The sequence below is a fragment of the Allobosea sp. P1_B10 genome (assembly GCF_056406735.1).
On sequence record NZ_JBFTZP010000002.1, the window covers coordinates 421,176 to 442,363 of the forward strand.

Here is a 21,188-nt window from a genome sequence, read left to right on the forward strand (position 1 = left end):
TGAACCATGCTCGTCTGGCTGGCCGATTTCTCCGGCACGTTCCCGTTCCTGAACGTGTTCCGCTACATCACCTTTCGTGCGGGCGGCGCCACCGCGACCGCGCTGCTGTTCGTGTTCTTCTTCGGTCCGGCCGCGATCTCGTGGCTGCGGATCAAGCAGGGCAAGGGCCAGCCAATCCGCACCGACGGGCCCGAATCGCACCTCGCCAAGCGCGGTACGCCGACAATGGGCGGGCTGATGATCCTGTCGGGGCTGTTCGCGGCGACGCTCGTCTGGGGCAATCTGCGCAACCCTTACGTCTGGATCGTGCTCGGCGTCGCGGGCAGCTATGCCGCGATCGGCTTCTATGACGACTTCCTCAAGGTCACCAAGCAGTCGCATAAGGGCTTTTCCGGCAAGGCGCGCATCCTGCTCGAGGTCATCATCGCGCTGATCGCCTGCAGCTTCATCATGCGGCTGGGGCCCCCGGCGATCGCATCGGGCTTCGCGATGCCCTTCGTCAAGGAACTGGTGGTGCCGCTGGGCCTGCTGTTCCCGCTGGTGACGGCCTTCGTCGTGGTCGGCGCCGGCAATGCCGTGAACCTGACCGACGGGCTCGATGGTCTAGCCATCGTGCCGGTGATGATCGCGGCTGCGACCTTCGGCTTCATTTCCTACCTCGCTGGTAACGCGATCTTCGCCAACTATCTCCAGATCCACCATGTCCCGGGTGCGGGCGAATTGTCGGTGATCTGCGGCGCGATGATCGGGGCCGGCCTCGGCTTCCTCTGGTTCAACGCACCGCCTGCACAGATCTTCATGGGCGACACCGGCTCGCTTGGCCTGGGTGGCCTGCTCGGCGTCATCGCCGTGGCGACCAAGCATGAGATCGTGCTCGCCATCGTCGGCGGCCTGTTCGTGATCGAGGCGCTCTCGGTCATCATCCAGGTCTTCGTCTTCAAGCGCACCGGCAAGCGCGTCTTCCTGATGGCGCCGATCCATCATCACTTCGAGAAGCTGGGCTGGACCGAGCCGCAGGTGGTGATCCGGTTCTGGATCATCTCCGTGGTGCTGGCGCTGGTCGGCCTTTCGACCCTGAAGCTGCGCTGACCATGACACCCGTTTCGGTTTTCGAGGGGCGGCGCGTCGCGCTGTTCGGGCTTGGCGGCTCTGGCCTGGTCACGGCGCGTGCGTTGCTGGCCGGCGGGGCCGATGTCGCCGCCTGGGACGACAATCAGGCCAGCCGCGAAAAGGCGGCAGCGCAGGGGATCGGCATCATCGATCTCGCGCAATCCGACTGGAGCGGCTTTGCGGCCTTCGTGCTGTCTCCCGGCGTGCCCCTGACGCACCCGCAGCCGCACTGGACGGTCGAGAAGGCCAAGGCAGCCGGCGTCGAGATCATCGGCGACATCGAGCTGTTCTTCCGCGAGCGCGCCCGTATCGCGCCGGGGGCTCCGGTCGTCTGCATCACGGGCACAAACGGCAAGTCCACGACAACGGCGCTGATCGCGCATGTGCTGCGCTCGGCCGGGCGCGACGTCCAGATGGGTGGCAATATCGGCACCGCTGCGCTGGCGCTCGCACCGCCGGCGTCGGGCCTCATCCACGTCATCGAATGCTCAAGCTACCAGATCGACCTCGCGCCCTCGATCGCGCCGACGGTCGGCATCCAGATGAACCTGACGCCGGACCATCTCGACCGGCACGGCAGCTTCGAGCTCTACGGTGCGATCAAGGAACGTCTTGTGGCGAACGCCGACGTCGCTGTCGTCGGCGTGGACGACGACGCCTCCAAGCAGATGGCGCGGCGGCGCGCGGCGAGCGGAAAGCCGCTCGTCAAGATCAGCGGCGAACAGCCCCTCGATGAGGGCGTCTTCGCCGGAATCACCGCCAATGGCGGCAAGCTCGACACGCGGATCGTTCAGGTCCGGGGCGGCAAGCCGAAGGTGGTGGCCAATCTCGCCGGGATCGGCAGCTTGCGTGGTTCGCACAATGCGCAGAACGCGGCAGCAGCCTTCGCCGCCTGCGATGCGTTGGGTCTGAGCGCCGAGGAGATCGCGGCAGGGTTCAGGAGCTATCCGGGGCTAGCGCATCGGATGGAGGAACTGGGCCGCATCGGCCGCGTGGTCTTCATCAACGATTCCAAGGCGACCAATGCCGATTCGACCGAGAAGGCCCTGACCTCCTTCCGCGACATCTTCTGGATCCTCGGCGGCAAGGCAAAGGATGGCGGCATCGAATCGCTGCGCCGCTACTTCCCGAACATCGCGAAAGCCTACCTGATCGGCGCGGCGTCCGACGCATTTGCGGCCACCTTCGACGATGACGGGCGCGTGAGCTATGAGCGCGCCGGTACGCTCGACGTTGCCGTGGCCGATGCGACACGGGATGCGCTGGCGAAATCGGGCAAGGGCGAGATCGCAGTGCTGCTCTCGCCAGCCTGCGCCTCCTTCGACCAGTTCCCGAATTTCGAGGTACGCGGCGAAGCGTTTCGGACGCTGGTCCAGGCGCTGCCGGGATTCGTCGCGTTCGGCGCAGCCTGAGCTGCAATCCTCAGCAGGCGGTGCCGGGCTCGGGCACCGTCAGCGCAACTGGATGCTGGCGACGTCGCGAACGCTGCGGGCTCCACGCTGGTCTCCCGGCACGACCAGCCGGAGCCCGTCACGCGGCGGCAGTGGCTGCCCGTCAGCCCGCTCGGCGAGCATGATCGCCTTGTTGCCGAAGAGGGGACTGATCTCCCCCATCGAGAAGGCGATGCTGTAGCCATCGCGACCCGTCACGACAAAGATCTTGCGCAGTTCGGGATGGTCGCCCGCTTCCCTGAAAGCACCTGCGCTCTTCAGCACGTCCCACAACAGAACACCCTCGAAGCTGGATTCCACCGTTCCTCTCGAGGTCTGGAACGCCACCTTCTGCTCGAAGCGCGGGAGCGATGCCAGCGTGGCCGCCGTCACCCGCCACGTACCGCTCTCGCTGGACAGCTCGATGGTCGGGACAGTCGATGACGCGTCCTGGGCGAGGGCCGTCGCGGCCCCGACGAAGAGCAGCCACAGGACGGTGATCGTACGGGCAACGAAAGACGGCATGATGCACTCCGGTATATCCGGTTGGATATCACGCTCGCGGCGTGCGGGACAACGCATCGCCAGCTGCGGATGTTTCGCTGGCAATAACCGCAATGCTTCCGAGCCTCGGAATCAAACGGTTAACCATTCATTGACAGTATGATTCGGATATGCGGCGCATCTTTCGCGCCGTTTCCGGTCTTGGAGTCTTCGCATGGTTTCGCGCGCCGAACCCTCTCTCAGCGGACGCTGGTGGTGGTCGATCGATCGCGTCATCCTCGGCGCGCTTGTCGCGTTGATGGTGTCGGGCGTCGTGCTGCTGATGGCCGGCGGGCCGCCGGTCGCCGAGCGGCTGGGCCTCTCGACCTTCCATTTCGTCAACCGGCAGGCGGTCTACCTGGTGGTCGCGATGAGCCTCTTCCTCGGCGTCTCCCTGATGACGCCACGCCAGGTCCGGCGCTCTGCGCTGCTGCTGTTCACCGTCTCGCTGGCGATGGTGGTGGCGACGCTCTATTTCGGCGTCGAGGTCAAGGGCGCGCGGCGTTGGCTGACCATGGGGCCGCTCGGCTCGGTGCAGCCCTCCGAGTTCATCAAGCCGGCCTTCGTGGTTCTCGCCGCATGGGCCTTTGCCGAGGGCACGCGCCGCCCCGATCTCCCGGGCACGATCATGGCATTCGTGTTGCTGCCGATGACGATCGTACCTCTCGTGCTGCAGCCGGATTTCGGCCAGACGATGTTGATCACGCTGGTCTGGGCCGGGTTGTTCTTCGTCGCGGGGCTGCACTGGTTCTGGGTGCTGGGACTGGGCGGGGCAGGGGCCATCGGCATCCTGATCGCATATCAGCTCGTGCCTCACGTGCGCGCTCGCATCGAGCGCTTCATGGACAAGGGCTCGGGAGACACCTTCCAGGTCGATACCGCGCTTGAAAGCTTTGCGCAGGGCGGTTGGCTCGGCAAGGGACCGGGCGAGGGCACCGTCAAGCGCATCCTGCCCGACGCGCATACCGACTTCATCTTCGCCGTCACGGCGGAAGAGTTTGGCATCGTTGTCTGCATCGGGCTGGTGATGCTGTTCGCGTTGATCGTGCTGCGGGCGCTGGTCGTGGCGCAGAAGGCCGAGGACCCGTTCATCCGCCTTGCGGTCACGGGGCTCGCCCTGCTGTTTGGCATCCAGGCTGCGATCAACATGATGGTGAACCTGCACATGATGCCGGCCAAGGGCATGACGCTGCCCTTCATCTCCTATGGTGGGTCGTCGCTGATCTCTCTGGCGATCGGGACCGGATTCCTGCTGGCGCTGACGCGCAAGCGGCCCCGCGCCGTCGATCTCGGCGCATTCAGGCGCTGACCTATGGCTGCGAACCCGCTCGTTGTCCTGGCCGCCGGTGGCACCGGAGGCCATCTCTTTCCCGCCGAGGCGCTCAGCCACGCGCTGCACGCCAGGGGCGTGCGCGTCGTGCTGATGACCGATACGCGCGCCGCCGAGTTCGCCGGAAACTTTCCGGCCGAGGCAGTCCATGCGGTGCCGGCGGCGACCCCGTCCGGCCGCTCGCCGCTGAAGATGGCCAGCGCCATGCTGACGCTGGCGAAGGGTGTGTTTTCGGCGCGCAGCATCCTGAAGCAACTGCAGCCGGCGATCGTTGTCGGCTTCGGCGGTTATCCCACCGTGCCCCCCGTGCTGGGCGCTTCGCTGGCCGGCGTGAAGACGCTGATCCATGAGCAGAACGCCGTGGCCGGCCGGGCCAACCGATTCCTCGCGGGGCGTGCCGACATCATCGCCACCGGCTTTGCCGAGGTCGGCGGGCTGTCAGCCGCAGCCCGGTCGAAGTGCCGGCATGTCGGCAATCCCGTGCGACCTGCCGTCATCGCGGCCGAGGCGCCCTATGCCTGGCCGGGCGAGGGGCTCCTCGATTTGCTTGTCTTCGGCGGGAGCCAGGGCGCGCGGATCATGGCCGACATCGTGCCGCCGGCAATCCAGCTGCTCACGCCTGAGGAGCGGGCGCGGTTGAAGATCACGCAGCAGGCGCGCACGGAAGACCATGATCGGGTCTCGGGCATCTACGCACAGCTCGGCGTCAAATGCGAGATCGCGCCCTTCTTCAAGGATCTGCCGGCGCGGATGGCGCGGGCGCATCTCGTTATCGGGCGCTCTGGCGCTTCGACGGTGGCAGAGCTGACCGTGATCGGCCGGCCGTCCATACTCGTGCCGCTGCCGGGCTCGCTCGACCAGGACCAGGCTGCCAATGCGGCCTTCCTGGAACAGGCCGGCGGAGCCATCCGGGTCATGCAAACCGAGTTCACGCCCCGGCGCCTCGCCAGCGAGCTCTCGACGCTCCTCTCCCAACCGGCACACTTGACGACCATGGCGGCAAACGCGAAGAGCGCGGGAATCCCCGACGCAGCCGAGCGACTGGCCTCACTCGTCATCGAAACCGCCGGATTCTAAGATCTCACCAAGGATGTTCGCATCATGAAGCTGCCGACCGAACTCGGCTCCATCCATTTCGTCGGCATCGGCGGCATCGGCATGTCCGGCATCGCCGAGGTGCTGCATAATCTCGGCTATCAGGTGCAAGGCTCCGACGCCTCGGACGGCGCCAACGTCAAGCGCCTGGCCGAGAAAGGCATCAAGACCTTTGTCGGGCATGCGGCCGAGAATATCGGCGACGCAGAGGTCGTGGTGGTCTCCACCGCGATCAAGCGCGACAATCCCGAACTGATCGCGGCGCGCGAAATGCGGCTGCCCGTCGTGCGCCGCGCCGAGATGCTGGCCGAGCTGATGCGGCTCAAGACCTGTGTCGCCATCGCCGGGACTCACGGCAAGACGACCACGACTTCGCTGGTCGCGACGCTGCTCGAGAAGGGCGGGCTCGACCCGACCGTGATCAATGGCGGCATCATCAACGCCTATGGCACCAATGCCCGCATGGGCGAGAGCGACTGGATGGTCGTCGAGGCTGACGAATCGGACGGCACATTCCTCAAGCTGCCGGCCGATGTCGCGATCGTCACCAATATCGATCCCGAGCACCTCGACCATTTCGGCACCTTCGACGCGATCAAGTCGGCGTTCCGCACCTTCGTCGAGAACCTGCCCTTCTACGGCTTTGCCGTGATGTGCATCGACCACCCCACCGTTCAGGGGTTGGTCGGGCAGATCGAGGATCGCCGCGTCGTCACCTATGGCGAGAACCCGCAGGCCGATTTCCGGCTGATCGACATCGACCTCACCGGCGGGGAGGCCAAGTTCACGCTGCTGATCCGCGACCGCAAGCGCGGCCGCGACGAGGTCATCCGCGACCTCATCATGCCCATGCCGGGCCATCACAACGCGCTCAACGCGACGGCCGCGATTGCGGTCGCCTATGACCTCGGCATTCCTGTCGAGAGCATCCGTGCGGCGCTAGCTGGTTTTGGCGGCGTCAAGCGGCGCTTCACCAAGACCGGCGAGTGGAACGGCGCACTGATCTTCGACGATTACGGCCACCATCCGGTCGAGATCGCGGCCGTGCTGAAGGCGGCGCGCGCATCGACCAAGAGCAAGGTCATCGCGATCGTTCAGCCGCACCGCTATACGCGACTGGCGAGCCTGTTCGACGATTTTGCCGCCTGCTTCAACGATGCCGACACGGTGATCGTCGCTGACACCTACGCGGCGGGTGAAGCGCCGATAGCGGGTGCCGATCGTGATTCACTCGTCTCGGGGATCAAGGCGCGCGGGCATCGCCATGCGCTGGCGCTGGAGAGCCCGGACAAGCTGGCGGGCATGGTCGCCGAACTGGCGGGGCCCGGCGACTATGTGGTCTTCCTGGGCGCCGGCAACATCACGCAATGGGCCTATGCGCTCCCGGGAGAACTCGAGGCGCTCGGTTGATCCTTCTCCCCTCGTGGGAGACGCGCTAAAGGCACGTCATGACATTCCCCGACATCACATCCGACATCCGCGCGGCCGCGCCCGATCTGCGCGGCCGGCTTCTCGCCAACCAGGAGATGGCGGCGCTGACCTGGTTTCGGGTCGGTGGGCCCGCGCAGGCGCTGTTCACGCCGACTGACGAAGCCGACCTCGCCTATCTCCTGTCGACGTTGCCGGCGGGGATCCCTGTGACCGTCGTCGGGCTCGGCTCGAACCTGATCGTGCGCGACGGCGGAATTCCCGGCGTGACGATCCGGCTCGGCGGCAAGGCATTCGGCGAGATCGCGATCGAGGCCGGCGACCGTCTGCGGGCCGGCACCGCCGTGCCCGACGTCAAGGTGGCGCGGGCCGCCGTCGATGCCTCGCTGGACGGCCTAGCCTTCTATCGCGGTATTCCCGGCTGCATCGGCGGTGCCTTGCGGATGAATGCCGGTGCCCACGGCGGCGAGACAACCGATGTGCTGATCGAGGCGCGTGGCGTCACGCGGCAGGGCGAGGTCGTCACCTTCAGCCATGCCCAGATGGGTTTCACCTACCGCAATAGCGCGGCGGCGACACATGAGATCATCTTCACCTCGGCGCTGTTCCAGGGGCGGCCGGGCGAGAGGGCTGCGATCCAGGCCGAGATGGACCGGGTCACCTCCGCGCGCGAGGCCGCGCAGCCGATCAAGGAGCGCACCGGCGGCTCGACCTTCAAGAACCCCGAAGGCGGCAAGGCCTGGCAACTCATCGACGCGGCGGGCTGCCGCGGCCTGCGCGTCGGTGGCGCGCAGGTCTCCGAGATGCACTGCAACTTCCTGATCAACACCGGCGGCGCCAGCGCGGCCGATGTGGAGGGCCTGGGCGAGGAGGTCAGGCGGCGCGTCAAGGACAATTCCGGCTACGAGCTGCACTGGGAGATCAAGCGCATCGGCATCGCCGCCTGAGGGCTTCCCACGGGCTTGCTTGAAGTGGCGACAGGGCTGGCGGCCCTGTGGACAGCCGGCTGATTTTGTCGGCTCCGGTAACCTTTCATTAACCATGGCGGCAGAGGGTCGGCGCATCTTGCGCTATCGGGGACCGCCATGACCAAACACGTTGCAGTGCTGATGGGAGGCTGGTCCGTCGAACGGGAAGTCAGCCTCAATACCGGTGCGGGCTGTGCCGCCGCGCTCGAGAGCGTCGGCTTCCGTGTCACCCGTGTCGACGTCCAGCGCGACATCGCCCAGGTCCTGGCCAAGCTCCAGCCCGACGTCGTGTTCAACGCCCTGCATGGCAGGTACGGCGAGGACGGAACCGTCCAGGGCATGCTGGAAATCCTCGGCATTCCCTACACTCATTCCGGCGTGCTCGCCTCGGCGCTGGCGATCCGCAAGGACCGCGCCAAGACGGTGGTCGCAGCCGCCGGCGTGCCCGTGGCGCACGGCATTAACGTTTCGCGCTTCGAAGCTGCCAAGCGGCATGTCCTGCCGCCGCCCTATGTGCTGAAGCCGATCGACGAAGGCTCCTCCGTCGGGGTCGTGATCGTGAAGAAGGGCAGGGAGCATCCGCCGCAGGAGATAGCCCGTGCGGACTGGCCGTGCGGCGACACCCTGATGGCCGAATCCTTCATCTCCGGACGCGAGCTGACCTGCGCCGTGATGGGGCAGAGATCCCTGGGTGTGACCGAAATACAAGCCGCCTCGGGAGGCTTCTACGACTACGACGCGAAATACACGAAAGGTGGGTCGGTCCACATCTGCCCAGCTCAAATTTTACCAAAAATTTACCAGCACATCGAAGAGTGTGCGTTAACGGCGCATCAAGCAATCGGGTGCCGAGGCGTTAGCAGGTCGGACTTCAGATATGACGACGAGAGCGACACTCTCGTCTGGCTGGAGGTCAACACGCAGCCCGGCATGACCGAGACCAGCCTGGTGCCCGAATTGGCTGCCCACGCGGGCCTGAACTTCGGTGAGCTCGTCAAATGGATGGTGGAGGACGCCTCCCTCGATCGGTGAATGCGGTGACGGCGCGAGCTGCAAACCGCCTGCCGGTTCCGGTTGCCGGACCGCAACTCCTGGTCGGAGAGCGGTCCAACCGCTGGCTGCGCCGTTCGCGGCGCAGTGCGGCTGCGGTGCCGATGGCCCAGCGCCTGCCGCGCCGCATCGGAACGTTCCTGGCCCTGAGCTTCCTGACCGCGAGCATCGGTCTGGGCAGCGTTCTCGGCGGTCATGTTGAAACCCTGCGGGCGACCTATGGCGAGGTTCATCACGTCGCCGCCCGCCTGATGGGCTTCGGGATCGACCGAGTCACGATTTCTGGGATTGCCGAATTGTCGGAGCAGGAAGTTTTGGTCGCGGCCGGAATCGACCCCAAGATCTCGCTGGTCTTCTTCGACGCCGAGGAAGCCCGCAAGCGTCTCGAGGCGACGCCGCTGATTCGCGAGGCGACCGTCCGCAAGCTCTATCCGGGCGAGGTCTCGATCACGCTGTCCGAGCGTGAGCCCTATGCCCTGTGGCAGGTCAAGGGCGACCTGTTCGTCATCGCCGCCGATGGAACTGTGATCGATAAGATGGATGATGGCCGCTTCGCCTATCTGCCGCTGGTCGTCGGTCCCGGGGCCAATCTGCGTGCCCGCGAATACATCGCGCTGCTGGTCGAGGCCAAGACGATGGCCGCCCATGTGCGGGCCGGGACCCTGGTCGCTGGCCGCCGCTGGACCCTCAAGCTCGACAACGGCATGGACGTCGCGCTGCCGGAGACCCAGCCCGAGGAGGCGGTCAAGCGCCTCGTCAGCTTCGAGAGCGATTCCCGCATTCTGGAGAAGGACTTGCTTGCCATCGACATGCGCCAGCCCGACCGCATCGTGATGCGGCTGACCGAGGAGGGCGCCAGCGCCCGCAACGAGTTGCTCAAGGGCAAGGGCAAGAAGAAGGGCGGCGAGGCATGAACCTGACATCCCAGGGACTGACGCCGCGCCTGCGTCCCTTGTCGTCGCGCAAGAGCGCGACCTTGTCGATTCTGGATATCGGCACGAGCAAGGTCGTCTGCCTGATCGCCGAGCTCAATCCGGCCGAGGCGAATGAACGATTGCGCGGCCGTACCCATGTCGCCCGCATCATCGGCATCGGCCACCAGCGCTCGCTGGGCGTGAAGGGTGGCGCGATCATCGATCTGGAAAGCGCCGAGCGTGCGATCCGCGCTGCCGTCGACGCAGCCGAGCGCATGGCCAAAGTTGAGGTCCAGTCGGTCATCGTCAACCTGACCGGCGGCCGCCTCGGCTCGCAGCATTATGCGGCGGGCGTCGATCTTCGCGCCGGGGCTGTCGGCGACAGCGACGTCAAGCGCGTGCTGGCTGCTGCCGCTATGCATGCGATCAAGCCCGGCAAGGCCGTGCTCCACGCGCTGCCGACCGGCTATGCCATTGACGGTTCGCCGGGCGTGCTCGATCCTCGCGGCCTCATCGGCGGCAAGCTGTCGGTCGACATGCATGTCGTGGCCAGCGAGGCTGCCGCCGCCCGCAATGTCATGCTCGCCGTCGAGCGCTGCCATCTCGAGGTCGAGGCCGTGGTGGCGACGCCTTACGCCGCTGGCCTGTCCGTGCTGGTCGATGACGAGGCCGAGATGGGCGTCGTCGTGGTCGACATGGGCGGCGGCACCACCAGCCTCGGCGTCTTCGCCGGCGGCCACCTGATGCACGCCGACGCGATCGCCGTTGGTGGCAACCACATCACCATGGACGTGGCGCGCGGGCTCTCGACCCGGGTTTCCGCCGCCGAGCGTCTCAAGACGCTGCACGGCTCGGCGATCTCCTCGACCTCCGACGAGCGCGACATGATCTCCGTCCCGCAGGTCGACGACGACGAGCGCGACATGCCCAACCACCTCGCCAAGTCCCACCTCGTGCGGATCATCAGGCCGCGCGTCGAGGAGATCCTGGAACTGGTGCGCGACCGCCTTGCCAATGCCGGGTTCTCGGCTCAGGCGGGCCGCCGCGTCGTGCTGACGGGCGGTGCCTGCCAGCTCACAGGTCTGCCGGAGGCGGCGCGCCGCATCCTCGGCGGCCAGATCCGGACCGGCCGGCCCCTTGGCATCAAGGGACTGCCGGAAGCCGGCAAGGGCCCGGCCTTTGCGGCTGCTGTCGGCCTGCTGGTCTATCCGCAGGTCGCGCATGTCGAGCATTTCGAACCGCGCAGCAGCGGCGCCTATTTCGCCACCGGAACCGACGGGTACTTCTCGCGCGTCGGCCGCTGGTTGAAGGAAAGTTTCTAGTGAGTACCGGTTCGCTGCCTTCGGGCAGGCGGGCCAATGCGTAAAAATGTAGCAATCGGGACGGCCCCGCCAGGCGCCGGACAAGCATCAAAAGAGGCAACCATGGCGATGAATCTGCAAGCCCCGGACATCCGGGAACTGAAGCCCCGGATCACTGTTTTCGGCGTCGGCGGAGCCGGCGGTAACGCCGTCAACAACATGATCGAGGCCGGTCTCGACGGCGTCGACTTCGTGGTCGCCAACACCGATGCCCAGGCCCTGGCACTGAGCCGCGCCTCGCGCATCATCCAGATGGGCCTCCAGGTCACCGAGGGCCTCGGCGCGGGTTCGCAGCCGGAAGTCGGCCGCGCTGCGGCTGAGGAAGTGATCGACGAGATCCGCGATCACCTGGCGGGCGCTCACATGGTCTTCATCACCGCCGGCATGGGCGGCGGTACCGGCACCGGCGCTGCCCCTGCGATCGCTCGCGTCGCCCGCGACATGGGCATCCTGACGGTCGGCGTCGTGACCAAGCCGTTCCAGTTTGAAGGCCATCGCCGCATGCGCATGGCTGAAGCCGGCATCGGCGAGCTGAACGAGGCCGTCGACACCCTGATCGTCATCCCGAACCAGAACCTGTTCCGGGTCGCCAACGAGACCACCGGCTTCGCCGATGCGTTCGGCATGGCCGACCAGGTCCTGTATTCGGGCGTTGCCTGCATCACCGACCTGATGGTCCGCCCCGGCCTGATCAACCTCGACTTCGCCGACGTGCGCGCCGTGATGCGCGGCATGGGCAAGGCGATGATGGGCACCGGCGAGGCCGAGGGCGAGAAGCGCGCTCTGGCCGCAGCCCAGGCTGCAATCAACAACCCGCTGCTCGACGACGTCTCGATGAAGGGCGCCCGTGGCCTGCTGATCTCGATCACCGGCGGCCGCGACATGAAGCTCTATGAGGTCGACGAGGCCGCCACCCGCATCCGCGAGGAGGTCGATTCCGAGGCCAACATCATCGTCGGCGCAACCTTCGACGAATCGCTCGAAGGCATCGTGCGCGTTTCGGTCGTCGCGACCGGCATCGACAAGCCGCAGACCACGCAGGCCGAGATGGACGAGACCGAGGCCCGCATCGCCCAGGTCGCAGAGCGCCTGAAGGCCGAAGCGCGCTTGCGCAACTCCGCCCCGGCCCCGCGTGCCTACGCCCCGGTGCAGACCGAGATGTCGATGCCGCCGGTGATCGATACGCAGCGCCCGGCGCCTGTCGCGCCGCAGCAGGTCGCGATGCCCGAGGACATCCGCATCGAGGTTGCCCAGCCGCGTCCGGTGATGACGGCTGCCGCTCCCGAGCCGGTCATGATGATGCCTGTCGAGCCTGCTCCCATGATGGAAAGCAGCTTCATCCCGCCGGCCCCCGAGCGGGCCCTCGTGCGCCCGACCCGCATGCCGCGCATCGAGGATCTTCCGGTCCCCGCGCAGAACCAGATCGCCGCCAGCCGCGTCGCGCAGCCCGCGCCGCAGCCCAACGTCGTCGATCAGAAGCGCATGTCCCTGATGCAGCGCCTCGCCTCGGTCGGCTTCGGCCGCAAGGAAGAGGAGGCTCATGAGCCTGCTCCGGCGCGCCAGATGCCGCAGGTGCCGATGGCGCCGGTCGCTCCGCAGGCGCACGGCCAGTCCCAGCCCAGCGCTGCCCATGCCGAGTACATGCGCCGTCCGGCCCCGCCGGCTGCGCGTCCGGCCCAGGGCCAGCTCGACCAACTCGGCCGGGTCTCGCCGAATCGCAACAGCGAGGAAGACCACCTCGAAATCCCGGCCTTCCTGCGCCGCCAGTCCAACTGATCTGGCGCTAGGCCCGAGGCCTGTGTAACAAGGCCCGCCGCGCTGCAGCGCGGCGGGCCATTTTCATGTCTGGGAAACTATATTTCTCAATGGGATGCTTAACATTCTGTGGCTTTTTTCGTCTGTAACAGAGCGTAAGAAAGCGTGATTTTGTGAGCGAGTCCGCAGCGCTTATGTTGCACATGCACTGACGGGGATAACGGCGCGGCAATCGGCCAGCGCCCGACTTCCCAGGCATCGCAAACGGCAGCGGGCTGGACGGCTTCCTTAAGGCCTCACCGCATCGATCGCGATCAAGATTGGATACCGGAATGACCTTTGATCGGCAGACGACACTGCGCGCGCCCGTGACTCTCACTGGCATCGGCGTCCACTCCGGGGCCCCTGCCAGCATCTGCCTGAAGCCTTCCAGCCCGAACTCCGGCGTCGTCTTCCTGCGCAAGGGGCTCGAGAATGGCCCGGCGCAACTGATCCACGCCAAGCACACCAAGGTCAGCGCCACAGAGCTCTGCACGGTCATCGGCGACAAGGCCTCGGCTTCGGTGGCGACCATCGAGCACCTGATGTCGGCTTGCGCCGGACTGTCCCTCGACAACGTGCTGATCGAGATCGACGGCCCCGAAATGCCGATCATGGACGGCAGCGCTGCCGAGTTCGTCAGCGCCATCGAGGGTGTCGGCATCGTCGGCCTGGCCGCGCCGCGCCGCTATCTCAAGATCCTGCGCCCGGTGCGTGTCGAGAACGGCCGCGCCTTCGCGGAGCTGGTTCCGTCAAAGAACGACGGCTTCCGCCTGGATGTCGAGATTGACTTCGACACCACGGTGATCGGCCGCCAGCGCAAGGTCTTCGATCTCGAGCCGGTGGCGTACGCCCGCGAGATCTCGCGCGCCCGCACCTTCGGCTTCATGCGTGATGTCGAGCAGCTCTGGAAGGCCGGCTTTGCGCTCGGCGCCTCGCTCGACAACACCGTAGCCATCGGCGAGGACAAGGTGATCAACCCCGAGGGTCTGCGCTACGGTGACGAGTTCGTGCGCCACAAGGTTCTCGACGCCATCGGCGATCTGGCGCTGGCCGGCTACCCGATCCAGGGCGAGTTCCGCTCCTATTGCGGCGGTCACCGCTTGAACGTCCGCATCCTGGAAGCCCTCTTCGCCGACCGCGCCAACTATGCGATCGTCGAGGCGCAGCCCGTCTACGCCGCGCCGCGCGCCGTCCAGATGGCTGCCGCCGCACCGGCCGCATTTGCGCCGGACGTGCACTGAGGGTCTGTCGGAAGGCGCTCGCGCCTTCCATTCGCCCGTTTTCTGTCGAATGTATGAAGCTGGAATCGGCGCGCCTGCGCCGTCGCCGCTCGAACGGTTTGCCTGAAGCCGCCATGTTGGGGTATCGCCGACAAAGCGGTTGTGAGGCATTTGCTTTCGGCGGTGGCGCACGGGTAGCGTCTGAGGTAAGGCATGCGTCCCGGCAAGTGGGGACCATCGAATGAGGACGGACGACGTGAGCGTCATGGGACTTAACATTCCGACATCCGGTCGCGCCGGCTCGCTGCGCCGCAGTGCAGTGCTGGCTCTTGGCACCGCACTGCTGCTGGGCGGCTGCGATACGATGTCGTCCCTCAATCCCTTCGACAGGCCTGAGGTCTACAAGCCGGAGGTCGTTGCCGACGTTCCCGCGGACAAGCTCTACAATGAGGGCCTGGCGCGCATCCAGAACGGCGACAGCGAAGGCGCGACCAAGAAGTTCGATGAGATCGACAAGCAGGCACCGTTCTCGCCCTACGCCAAGAAGGGCCTGATCCTGAGCGCCTACACGAACTACCAGGCGAGCAAGTGGGAAGAGGCGATTACCGCCTCGAAGCGCTTCATCGCGCAGAACCCTGCGAGCCCGGACGCGGCATACGCGCACTACATCCTGGCGATGTCCTATTACAACCAGATCCCGGATGCGACCCGCGACCAGGAGCGCACCGAGCTGGCCATCACGGCTCTGCAGCAGCTGGTCGACAAGTATCCGAAGTCGGAATACGTGCTCGACGCCAAGGAAAAGCTCCTGGTGGCGCGCGATCAGCTCGCCGGCAAGGAAATGAACGTTGGTCGCTTCTACCTCGAGAAGCGAAACTACACCGGCGCAGTGAACCGCTTCCGCGACGTCATCACCAAGTACCAGACCACCCGCCATGTCGAGGAGGCGCTGATGCGCCTGACCGAGGCCTATATGGCTCTGGGAATTACCAATGAGGCGCAGACCGCAGCGGCGGTGCTCGGGCACAACTTCCCCGACAGTCCCTGGTACAAGGACGCCTATGTGCTGCTGCAGAGCGGCGGCCTGGAGCCACGCGAGGATCGCGGTTCCTATATCAGCCGCACCTTCCAGGGCTTTTCGCGCGTCGTGACCGGCATTGTCGGGTTCGGCAACCTCTAGATCCAATCTATGAAGGTCGCTTGCGCATGCCCCCTCGCTTGAGCCTGCGCTGAGCGCCATGCTGGCTCAGCTGTCGATAAGAGACATCGTCCTGATCGACCGGCTCGACCTGAGCTTCGGCGAAGGGCTCAGCGTGATGACCGGCGAAACCGGAGCGGGCAAGTCGATCGTGCTCGACGCCTTCGCCCTGGCGCTTGGCGGGCGCGGCGACGGCGGGCTCGTGCGTCATGGCGAGAGCCAAGGGCAGATCAGCGCCGTCTTCGATCTGCCGATGGCCCATCCCGCGCGGTTGCTGGCGCAGGCGCAGGAAATCGACACCGACGGCGATCTGATCCTGCGGCGCGTGCAGTATGCCGACGGGCGCACGCGCGCCTTCGTCAACGACCAGCCCGTCAGCGTCCAGATCCTGCGGATGATCGGCGCCGCGATCGTCGAGATCCACGGCCAGCATGACGACCGTGCCTTGACCGATCCCGGTCAGCATCGCGTCATCCTCGACGGCTTCGGCGGGATCGAGGCCGACGCGGCCGAGGTGGCCGCCGCCAGCGATGTGCTCAAGCGCGCGCGTCAGGCCCTCCAGGCACAGCGAATCCGGGTCGAGTTGGCTCGCAAGGAGGCGGATTTCCTGCGCCATGCGGTTGCCGAACTCGGAAAGCTCGCGCCCCAGCCTGGCGAAGAGGACAGCCTCGCCGAGGCGCGTCAGGGGATGATGCAGGCCGAGAAGGTCGCGCGCGATCTGATCGATGCCTATGAGGCGGTCGGCGGGCAGGCCTCGCCGATCCCGGCGCTATCGGCTGTGCAGCGGCGGCTGGAACGGCGCTCGTCGCAGGCGCCTACCCTGGTCGATCCGTCCACGGCGGCGCTGAATACCGCAATCGTGGCGCTGGAAGAGGCGGGCGAGGCGCTTGCTGCCGCGATGCGGGCTGCCGAATACGATCCGCGCGAGCAAGAGCGCGTCGAGGAGCGGCTCTTCGCGCTGCGCGGCGCGGCCCGGAAATACGATGTCCCGGTCGACGGCCTGCCGGTCCTGGCCGAGAGCATGGCCGCCGACCTGACCGCGCTCGACGAGAGTGAAACCTCGCTGGGGCGGCTCGAAGCCGAACTCCACGAGGCCGAGACGCTTTATGTGGCAAAGGCGAAGGCGCTGTCAGCGGCACGACGCCAGGCTGCGGCGCGGCTCGATGCTGCGGTCAAGGCCGAGCTGCCGCCGCTGAAGCTCGAACGCGCCCGCTTCATCACCCAGATGGACAGCGACGAGACCGCGCGAGGCCCGGAAGGATTTGACCGCGTCGAGTTCTGGGTCGAAACGAATCCCGGCACCCGTCCGGGGCCGATGATGAAGGTGGCCTCCGGCGGCGAGCTTTCGCGATTCATGCTGGCGCTGAAGGTCGTTCTGTCGGAGAGGGGCTCGGCGCCGACGCTCGTCTTCGACGAGATCGACACCGGCGTCGGTGGCGCCGTGGCGGATGCCATCGGCGAGCGGCTGGCGCGGCTGGCGCAACGCGTGCAGGTGATCTCGGTCACCCATGCGCCGCAGGTCGCCGCCAAGGCAGGCCAGCATTTCCTGATCGCGAAGTCGGCGCTTGAGGGCGATGCGGCCTCGCGGACCGTCACACGCGTCACCGCACTTGCCGACCAGACCCGCCGCGAGGAAATCGCCCGGATGCTGGCGGGCGCCAGCATCACCGAGGAGGCGAGGGCGGCGGCCGGCAGGCTTCTCGAAGCGGCCGGGATTCGCGGCTAGATAACGGCCTGGTTGGGGGCGCGGTAATGCGAGCGCTTGCAGCGCATGGCTCGCTCTCTCTTGTTGCAGTGCAGCATCCATTCCCTTTTGCCGCGATATGCTCTATGAGCCCCCTTCAATCGATGGCTGCGATATGGCCGCGTCTTCGCGCCGCGCCCACCATCGTCCGACTTCCTGCGCCGACCCTGTTCCAAGCGCCGCAACCCTAGGCTCGACACTTCATGTCCTTTATGACCACGAGCGCGCCGCTCGCGCGTGCGCTCGCCGAGCGCAACTACTCCGATCCGACCCCGGTCCAGACTGCTGTTCTGGAAGAGGGCGCCGTTGGCCGCGACCTGCTGGTCTCGTCCCAGACCGGCTCCGGCAAGACGGTCGCCTATGGCATCGCCATCGGAGCGACCCTGCTCGGCGAGGCTGAAACCTTTCCGCGCGCCGGCCAGCCGCTCGCGCTGATCATCGCGCCGACGCGCGAACTGGCGCTTCAGGTCCAGCGTGAGCTCGCCTGGCTCTACAAGCACGCCAATGCCCGCGTCATCGCCTGCGTCGGCGGCATGGATCCGCGCCGCGAGGCCGCACTTCTCGATGAGGGCGCCCATATCGTCGTCGGCACGCCCGGCCGTCTGCGCGACCATATCGAGCGCCATCGCCTCGATGTCTCGGCCCTGCGTGCCGTGGTGCTCGACGAGGCCGACGAGATGCTCGATCTCGGCTTCCGCGACGATCTCGAATTCATCCTGAAGACGACGCCGGAAGGCCGCCGCAGCCTGCTGTTCTCGGCGACGCTGCCCAAGGCGATCATCGCGCTCGCCAAGAATTTCCAGAACGATGCCCTGCGCATCGAGGTGACCGGCGGCTCGCGTGGCCATGCCGACATCGAATATCGTGCCATCCGGGTTTATCCGAAGGAGGCCGAGCTCGCCGTCGTCAACCTGCTGCGCTTCCATGATTCGCCGACTGCGCTGGTGTTCTGCAACACCCGCAATTCGGTGCGCCACCTCGAGGCGATCCTGCTAGAGCGCGGCTTTTCAGCCGTGGCGCTCTCGGGTGAACTCTCGCAGAGCGAGCGCAACTCGGCGCTGCAGGCGCTGCGCGACGGTCGTGCCCGTGTCTGCGTCGCGACCGACGTCGCCGCGCGCGGCATCGACCTTCCCGGCCTGACGCTGGTCGTCCATGCCGAACTGCCCAACGATCCCGAAGTGATGCAGCATCGCTCGGGCCGCACGGGCCGCGCCGGCAACAAGGGCACCAGCGTGCTGCTGGTTCCCGTCTCGCGCCGCCGCAAGGCCGAGATGCTGCTCTCCGAGGCGAAGGTCGAGGCCGTCTGGGCCGGCCCGCCGACGCAGGATGAGATTCGCGCGCTCGATCAGGAGCGCCTGCTCAACGATCCGATTCTTGCCGGCGACCCCGGTGAGGACGACACCGGGATGATCGAGGCGCTCGTCGCCGGCCGTTCGCCGCAGGAAATCGCGGCAGCGCTTGTGCGGATCTACCGTTCGCGCCTGCCATCGACCGAAGAGGTCGGAGATCCCAACTTCCAGCGCGATTCGCGTCCGATCCGTTCGCGCGAAGAGTATGCGCCGCGTGAGGGTAGCCGCTTCGGCGAAGGCCGCGAGGACAGCCCACGAGGAGAGGGCCCGCGCAAGGCCGGTCCGCGTGGCAACACCGTCTGGTTCAAGCTGAGCGTCGGGCGCAAGGATGGCGCCGATCCGCGCCAGCTCCTGCCTATGCTATGCCGCCGCGGCAAGATCACCCGTGACGAAGTCGGCGCTATCCGCATCTTCGACAAGGAGACCAAGGTCGAGATCGATGCCGATGTCGCCGAGCGCTTCTATGAGCTCGCCAAGGCCGTCGATCGCGACAAGATCGTGATCGAGCCGGTGAGCGGTGAGGAGGAGCGTCGCCCCGCCAAGCCCTTCGCCGAGAAGGCTAGCCATGCGCCCGCGCCTTATGCTCGGCCCGAGCGCGATGCCGAGCGTGCGCCAGCCAGGGCTTATGAGAAGAAGCCCTACGAGAAGAAGCCGTATGAGCGGAAGCCGGCCTATGAGGGCGGCGAGAAGAAGCCGTTCGAGGGCAAGAAAAAGGCTTATGAGGGCAAGGGTAAGCCGTTCGGCGCGGCCAAGCCTCACGACGCCGGGCGGTCCTACGATCCCGTGCGCAGCGATCGCGACCTGTCGGACCCGAATGTTTCGTTCCGCAGCGGACCAAAGCCTTATGCCGGCAAGCCCGCCGGAGCCGGCAAGCCTTTCGCAGCGGGCAAGCCTGCCTTCGGCGGCAAGCCCTATGCTGGCCGCGACGGTGCCGCCAAGCCCGCCGGCAAGCCGTTCAAGGGCAAGAAGCCCGGCCGCGACGATCGCGGCTGAGGCCTTCGCCGGCCGTCAACTTCGCCTCCTGTCCTCGGCTCAGCGCAAGCCGAGGAAGGACAGGATTGCGAGGACGACGACGATGAGGCCGACGATGTAAATGATATTGTTCATGAATGCCCCCAGGGTATGAAGCAGGCTATCGCGGTCTGCTCGCGAGTTGCGCCACGTTATGCGTGACCGTTTGTGAACCGCGCGCCAGCGCAAAAGTTCCGGCGACGCCATGCGCCGGCCCTCATAGCCTACGTTTGCAGGCACTGGATCAGTTCAGTGAGAAGAGCCGGATTGCTCCGGCTCCTCTGCTTGCGCTCCCCCAGCGCAATTGCCCCGCAAGATTGAGGCCACGCCTTCAGCGGCAGCGCGTGACCGGGCGCTCGATGACACCATAGCCAGGCACGAAGCGCGGGCGCAGCACGGTGTAGCAGCCGCCGCCGTAGAAGGCGGGCCGATAGCCCCAGCCGCGATGTCCGTAGCCATGGCGGCCACCCCAGTGCCGGCGGCCATGGCCGAAGCCGTGCCCGACATGGCCGTGATGTCCACCCGAGCCATGCCAGCCGGGAGCAGCCTCGGCCGTTGTGGAGGTGGCGAGCGAGCCGCCGATGAGAGCGCCGGCGCCCAGGACGAACGCGGTGGCGAGGCCGGCGAAGGTGGTGCGGAAGGACATGATCGATCTCCCTTGGGCTTTGTGAGAGGCCACACCTTGCGGCCTCATGCCCATTGGTCGCGGGAGCACCCGATCAGGTTCAAAGACACGACAGAATATTTTCCACGCGTGCCGTCAGAACTCCACGAGCTTGCGGTAGAGGTGCCACGTCGCGTGGCCGAGAACCGGCATCACGATGACGAGGCCGACCAGCACCGGCAGCGAGCCGAGCACCAGAAGCCCCGTGATCATCAGGCCCCAGATCATCATCACGCGGGGATTGGCTTCCACAGCGGCCACCGAGGTCTTGATAGCGGTGGGGGCGTCGACATGCTTGTCGACCATCATCGGGAATGACACCACCGAGATCGAGAATGCGACGATCGCGAACAGCAGTCCCAGCGAGTTGCCGACGATCATCATGACCCAGCCATCGAAGGTGGTCAGCGTCGCGTGGAAGAACTCGGCCGCGGTGAAGTTCGGCCCGAGATCGAGGAAGCTGCGATAGATGTACCAGGCAGCCCCCATCCAGACGACGAACAGTCCGGTCAGCATCGCGCCGAGTTCGGTGATCTGGCCGATGGAGGGCGAGCGCAGCAGCGCGAAGGCGTGCATCCAGCTCGTGGAGATGCCGCGTTCGCGGCGGCGGCTGATCTCGTAAAGCCCGACCGCTGCGAAGGGGCCGAGCAGCGCGAAACCCGCCACGAGCGGGAAGAGCAGGGGGATGACATTGTAGCTGACGGTCAGTTGCGCCAGCAGGGCGCCGCAGATCGGATAGATGATGGCGATGAAGACCAGATGGCTCGGCTTGGCCTTGAAGTCCTCCCAGCCTGCCTTGAGCGCATCGACGAGATCATGCGTGGTGATGGTACGGATTCGCGGCTGCGCGGTCGCCTCGCGCAGGTCTCCAGTCGTCATCAAGTCCAGATTGGCCATGGCGTCTTACTCCCGGTTTTCGGCCCGGTTCGCCTTAGGCGCTTGACGCGATGCGTGGTCTTTACCGGTCAAGCCGCCT

18 protein-coding genes are annotated in these 21,188 nt (G+C 66.3%); 14 read left to right on the forward strand and 4 right to left on the reverse strand.

Annotated elements, in window-relative coordinates; genetic code table 11:
• Positions 1-6 precede the first annotated feature (6 nt).
• On the forward strand, positions 7-1,089 hold the full coding sequence (gene mraY / locus AC1D2L_RS06750) for a phospho-N-acetylmuramoyl-pentapeptide-transferase (protein ID WP_476845062.1): 1,083 nt from the start codon (positions 7-9) through the stop codon (positions 1,087-1,089).
• 2 nt (positions 1,090-1,091) lie between these two features.
• Positions 1,092-2,522: a UDP-N-acetylmuramoyl-L-alanine--D-glutamate ligase gene (gene murD / locus AC1D2L_RS06755; RefSeq protein WP_476845063.1), complete on the forward strand. Its 1,431-nt coding sequence runs from the start codon at positions 1,092-1,094 to the stop codon at positions 2,520-2,522.
• Positions 2,523-2,561: 39 nt separating this feature from the next.
• On the opposite strand, the gene AC1D2L_RS06760 is transcribed toward murD, so the two are convergent.
• A complete protein-coding gene (locus AC1D2L_RS06760; RefSeq protein WP_476845064.1) occupies positions 2,562-3,065 on the reverse strand; it encodes a molybdopterin-dependent oxidoreductase in 504 nt (167 codons plus the stop codon).
• A gap of 193 nt (positions 3,066-3,258) precedes the next feature.
• Between AC1D2L_RS06760 and AC1D2L_RS06765 the strand changes: the two genes are divergently transcribed.
• The 12 genes from AC1D2L_RS06765 (at position 3,259) to AC1D2L_RS06820 (ending at position 19,530) form a co-directional block, all read left to right on the forward strand.
• Positions 3,259-4,392, forward strand: a complete 1,134-nt coding sequence (locus tag AC1D2L_RS06765; RefSeq protein ID WP_476845065.1) for an FtsW/RodA/SpoVE family cell cycle protein — start codon at positions 3,259-3,261, stop codon at positions 4,390-4,392.
• A gap of 3 nt (positions 4,393-4,395) precedes the next feature.
• Positions 4,396-5,490 (forward strand): undecaprenyldiphospho-muramoylpentapeptide beta-N-acetylglucosaminyltransferase, encoded by a 1,095-nt coding sequence (gene murG, locus AC1D2L_RS06770; protein WP_476845066.1) that lies wholly within the window; start codon positions 4,396-4,398, stop codon positions 5,488-5,490.
• 24 nt (positions 5,491-5,514) lie between these two features.
• Entirely contained in the window at positions 5,515-6,918 is a 1,404-nt protein-coding gene (gene murC / locus AC1D2L_RS06775; protein WP_476845067.1) for a UDP-N-acetylmuramate--L-alanine ligase, read from the forward strand.
• Positions 6,919-6,956: 38 nt separating this feature from the next.
• On the forward strand, positions 6,957-7,883 hold the full coding sequence (gene murB, locus AC1D2L_RS06780) for a UDP-N-acetylmuramate dehydrogenase (protein WP_476845068.1): 927 nt from the start codon (positions 6,957-6,959) through the stop codon (positions 7,881-7,883).
• A 138-nt stretch (positions 7,884-8,021) separates the two neighbouring features.
• Positions 8,022-8,936, forward strand: coding sequence for a D-alanine--D-alanine ligase (locus AC1D2L_RS06785; protein WP_476845069.1), 915 nt, complete (start codon positions 8,022-8,024; stop codon positions 8,934-8,936).
• A gap of 5 nt (positions 8,937-8,941) precedes the next feature.
• Positions 8,942-9,868: a cell division protein FtsQ/DivIB gene (locus AC1D2L_RS06790; protein ID WP_476845070.1), complete on the forward strand. Its 927-nt coding sequence runs from the start codon at positions 8,942-8,944 to the stop codon at positions 9,866-9,868.
• Positions 9,865-11,190: a cell division protein FtsA gene (gene ftsA / locus AC1D2L_RS06795; protein ID WP_476845071.1), complete on the forward strand. Its 1,326-nt coding sequence runs from the start codon at positions 9,865-9,867 to the stop codon at positions 11,188-11,190. The genes AC1D2L_RS06790 and ftsA overlap by 4 nt, the downstream gene beginning before the upstream one ends.
• A 102-nt stretch (positions 11,191-11,292) precedes the next feature.
• Positions 11,293-13,005 (forward strand): cell division protein FtsZ, encoded by a 1,713-nt coding sequence (gene ftsZ, locus AC1D2L_RS06800; protein ID WP_476845072.1) that lies wholly within the window; start codon positions 11,293-11,295, stop codon positions 13,003-13,005.
• Between the two features lie 311 nt (positions 13,006-13,316).
• A complete protein-coding gene (lpxC, locus tag AC1D2L_RS06805) occupies positions 13,317-14,267 on the forward strand; it encodes a UDP-3-O-acyl-N-acetylglucosamine deacetylase (RefSeq protein WP_476845073.1) in 951 nt (316 codons plus the stop codon).
• Between the two features lie 244 nt (positions 14,268-14,511).
• Positions 14,512-15,426, forward strand: a complete 915-nt coding sequence (locus AC1D2L_RS06810; protein ID WP_476845226.1) for an outer membrane protein assembly factor BamD — start codon at positions 14,512-14,514, stop codon at positions 15,424-15,426.
• 58 nt (positions 15,427-15,484) lie between these two features.
• Positions 15,485-17,170: a DNA repair protein RecN gene (recN, locus tag AC1D2L_RS06815; RefSeq protein ID WP_476845074.1), complete on the forward strand. Its 1,686-nt coding sequence runs from the start codon at positions 15,485-15,487 to the stop codon at positions 17,168-17,170.
• A 221-nt stretch (positions 17,171-17,391) separates the two neighbouring features.
• Entirely contained in the window at positions 17,392-19,530 is a 2,139-nt protein-coding gene (locus AC1D2L_RS06820) for a DEAD/DEAH box helicase (RefSeq protein WP_476845075.1), read from the forward strand.
• Positions 19,531-19,569: 39 nt separating this feature from the next.
• Here AC1D2L_RS06820 and AC1D2L_RS06825 read toward each other — a convergent pair whose 3' ends face one another.
• From AC1D2L_RS06825 to AC1D2L_RS06835, 3 genes are all read right to left on the reverse strand, one after another.
• On the reverse strand, positions 19,570-19,755 hold the full coding sequence (locus AC1D2L_RS06825; protein ID WP_476845076.1) for a hypothetical protein: 186 nt from the start codon (positions 19,753-19,755) through the stop codon (positions 19,570-19,572).
• A gap of 124 nt (positions 19,756-19,879) precedes the next feature.
• Positions 19,880-20,194 carry a hypothetical protein gene (locus tag AC1D2L_RS06830; protein ID WP_476845077.1) on the reverse strand — a complete coding sequence of 105 codons (315 nt, stop codon included), beginning with the start codon at positions 20,192-20,194 and terminating at the stop codon, positions 19,880-19,882.
• 114 nt (positions 20,195-20,308) lie between these two features.
• Positions 20,309-21,109, reverse strand: coding sequence for a DUF2189 domain-containing protein (locus AC1D2L_RS06835; protein WP_476845078.1), 801 nt, complete (start codon positions 21,107-21,109; stop codon positions 20,309-20,311).
• Positions 21,110-21,188: the final 79 nt, after the last annotated feature.